The sequence below is a fragment of the Caulobacter sp. GW821-FHT09A05 genome (genome assembly GCF_059418465.1).
In genome coordinates, this window is sequence record NZ_JBWKPX010000018.1 from 1 (window position 1) to 3,262 (window position 3,262).

The 3,262-nt window shown below is 70.1% G+C and carries 2 protein-coding genes; both read left to right on the forward strand.

What is annotated here, in order from left to right:
- Positions 1-220: 220 nt before the first annotated feature.
- Complete coding sequence (locus AC07NX_RS16965; RefSeq protein WP_494643364.1) at positions 221-1,189, forward strand: class 1 fructose-bisphosphatase; 969 nt, start codon at positions 221-223, stop codon at positions 1,187-1,189.
- Between the two features lie 186 nt (positions 1,190-1,375).
- Complete coding sequence (gene recJ, locus AC07NX_RS16970; protein ID WP_494643366.1) at positions 1,376-3,193, forward strand: single-stranded-DNA-specific exonuclease RecJ; 1,818 nt, start codon at positions 1,376-1,378, stop codon at positions 3,191-3,193.
- The last annotated feature ends 69 nt before the right edge of the window (positions 3,194-3,262 follow it).

Genomic DNA, 3,262 nt, shown 5'->3' on the forward strand with positions numbered 1-3,262 from the left:
AACCCTCAAGCCTCGCTTGAGAGAGTGAATCATGCCCAGTCCCGCACCGCTACGGACTTCTTCAACAGCCTGCTAGGACTTTTTTCCGGCGAGGCCGTCGCCGTTCGTCGTCAAAATGCGTCAAAGCCGTGATTAGACGCGTTTTCCGATCCAATCGGCGGAAAAGGCCTCGGCCTTCCGCTAAGGTCACCCGCGAATCCTTTCCGCTTACGAGGCCCCCATGACCACGCTGACCAACCTCGCCGCATGGCTCGCCGCGGAGTCGGCGGGCGACGAGGTGAAGGACGTCGTCAAGGTGATCGCCGACGCCTGCGCCCGGATCGGCAAGGTGGTGGCCTCCGGCGCGATCTCGGGCAGCCTGGGCGCGGCCGGCCTGGTCAATGTCCAGGACGAGGAGCAGAAGAAGCTCGACATCATCACCAACGACATCCTGCGCGACGCGCTGCAGGGCTGTCCGCTGGTGGCGGGCCTGGCCTCCGAGGAACTGGAGGTCATCGAGACCACCGGCGCCGTCGGCGGCTTCCTGGTCACCTTCGATCCGCTGGACGGCTCCAGCAACATCGACGTCAACGTGTCGGTCGGCACCATCTTCTCGATCCTGCCCGCGCCGACCGGCGTGGCGCCCAGCGAGGCCGACTTCCTGCTGCCCGGCCGTCGCCAGGTCGCCGCCGGCTACGCGGTCTACGGCCCCCAGACCATGCTGGTGCTGACCCTGTCCCAGGGCGTCGTGGCCTTCACGCTCGACGCCGACGGGACCTGGCTGCTGACCCATCCCACCATCGCCATTCCGGCCGACACCGCCGAGTTCGCGATCAACATGTCCAACCAGCGTCACTGGGCCGAGCCGGTGCGGCGCTATGTCGACGGCTGCCTGCAGGGCAAGGCGGGTCCGCGCGGCAAGAACTTCAACATGCGCTGGGTCGCCTCGATGGTCGCCGACGTCCACCGCATCCTGATGCGCGGCGGCGTCTTCCTGTACCCCTGGGACGCCCGCGAGCCCGACAAGCCGGGCAAGCTGCGCCTGCTGTACGAGGCCAACCCCATGTCGCTGATCGTCGAGCGGGCCGGGGGCAAGTCGACGCTCGACGGCAAGACGGCGATCCTGGACGTGCAGCCCACCAAGCTGCACCAACGCGTGCCGGTGGTGCTGGGTTCGGCCAACGAGGTGGATCAGGTGGGGGCGGCTTAGGCCGAGCATCCTCCGTTCAAACGCCCATGGGCCCTCGTCCTGCGTCCGCCTTTGACGCACCGCGGCCCCATCTTCGGTTCTCGCCCCGCCATGGAGCGAATCCGTCAAAGCGGGTAGGCTCGGAGCATGACGACAATCGCGCCGCCCTTCCTTTCCAGCCGCCTTGCCGTGCGGAAGGGCTGAGTGATGGCCGCCGACGGACACGCCTCTCTGAACACCGAGCACTTCCTCGACGTCTCCCGCTCGATCAGCGGCCGCGCCTGGCGCGAGCGGCCGGGCGACGCGGCGGTCGCCCGCAGCCACCAGCAGCTCCACGGCCTGTCCGAACCCCTGGCCAGGGCCCTGGCCTCGCGCGGGGTGGACGTCGATCACGCCGAGCACTACCTGCGTCCAACCCTGAAGGCGCTGTTTCCCGACCCGTCCAGCTTCACCGACATGGACCGGGCCGCCGAGATCCTGATCGACGCGCTGGAGAGCGGGCGGCCGACCATGGTGTTCGCCGACTACGACGTCGACGGCGCCACCAGCGCCGCCCAACTGGTGCGCTGGTTCCGCTACATGGGCGTCGAGCTGCCGATCTACATTCCCGACCGCCTGACCGAGGGCTACGGCCCCAGCCCGGCCGCCTTCAAGACCATCCGCGACAGCGGGGCCGAGCTGGTCGTCACCCTGGACTGCGGGGCGGCCGCCTATGACGCGATCGCCAGCGCCGCGACCATCGGCTTGGAGGTGGTGGTGATCGACCACCACCTGATGCGCGAGGATCCGCCGGCCGCGGCCGCCGTGGTCAATCCCAACCGACCCGGCTGCCAGAGCGGGCAGGGGGTGCTGGCCGCCGCCGGCGTGACCTTCGTCCTGCTGGCCGCCCTGAACCGCGAGGCCCGCAGGCGCGGCCTGTTCACCGACGAGCGGCCGCAGCCCGACCTGCGCCAGTGGCTGGACCTGGTGGCCATGGGCGAGGTCTGCGACGTCACCCAGCTGGTCGGCTTCAACCGCGCTCTGACCACCCTGGGCCTGCGGACGATGTCCAGTTGGGGCAATCCGGGTCTGAAGGCGCTGTTCGAGGTCGGCAAGGGCTCGGGCCCGGCCTCGGTGTTCCATGCCGGCTTCATCCTGGGGCCGCGGATCAACGCCGGCGGGCGGATCGGCCGCTCGGACCTGGGGGCGCGCCTGCTGTCCACGGACGACCCCGAGGAGGCCCGCATGCTGGCCGAGGAGCTGGACGGCCTCAACACCGAGCGCAAGGCCGTGGAGGCGGCCGTGGTCGAGGAGGCGGCGGCCCTGCTCGAGCGCGGCAGTAACTTCGATCCCGACGCCCCGGTCATCGTGGTGGCGGGGGAGGGGTGGCATCCCGGGGTGATCGGCATCGTCGCCGGCCGCCTGCGCGAGCGCTATCGCAAGCCCGTGGTGGTGATCGGCGTCGACCGCGCCGCCAATGTCGGCAAGGGCTCGGGCCGCTCGCAGCCCGGCGTCAACCTGGGCGCGGCGATCCAGGCGGCCTTCGAGGCGGGGCTGCTGATGGCCGGCGGGGGGCACGCCATGGCGGCGGGCCTGTCGATCCGTCCCGATTCGATCCCCGAGTTCCGCGCCTTCCTGGAGGAGCGTCTGGCCGGCGAGATGGAGGCCGTGGGCGTCGAGGGGGTCGAGGTCGACGCCCTGGTCCAGCCCCGCGCCGCCAATCGCGCCCTGTGGAGCGAGTTCCAGCAGTTGGCGCCGTTCGGTCCCGGCAACCCCGAACCGATGTTCGCCCTGGCCGGCGTCCGCCCCGAGCGGATGATGGCCATGAAGGGCGGCCACGTGCGGGTCGACCTGGTCGGGCCGTCGGGCGACCGAATCAAGGCGATCTCCTGGCGCTCGGCCGAGACCCCGCTGGGCGAGCGCCTGCTGTCCGGCGGTGGGGCCCTGCACGTCGTGGGCCGTCTGAAACCGGACGATTACATGGGCCGGGAAGGGGTCCAGCTGGAGATCGAGGACGTCGCCGACCCCCGCATGCGCATGACCTGAAAAAACTGCTCTTCGTCGCTTGCGCCCCGGGGGGAAGCTTTGTATATCGCCTGCTCTTCGCGGCCACGT

Bases quoted from the DNA above. Each gene is read 5' to 3' on its own strand.
- AC07NX_RS16965 (WP_494643364.1), top strand. From the start codon at position 221: ATGACCACGCTGACCAACCTCGCCGCATGGCTCGCCGCGGAGTCGGCG.
- recJ (WP_494643366.1), top strand. From the start codon at position 1,376: ATGGCCGCCGACGGACACGCCTCTCTGAACACCGAGCACTTCCTCGAC.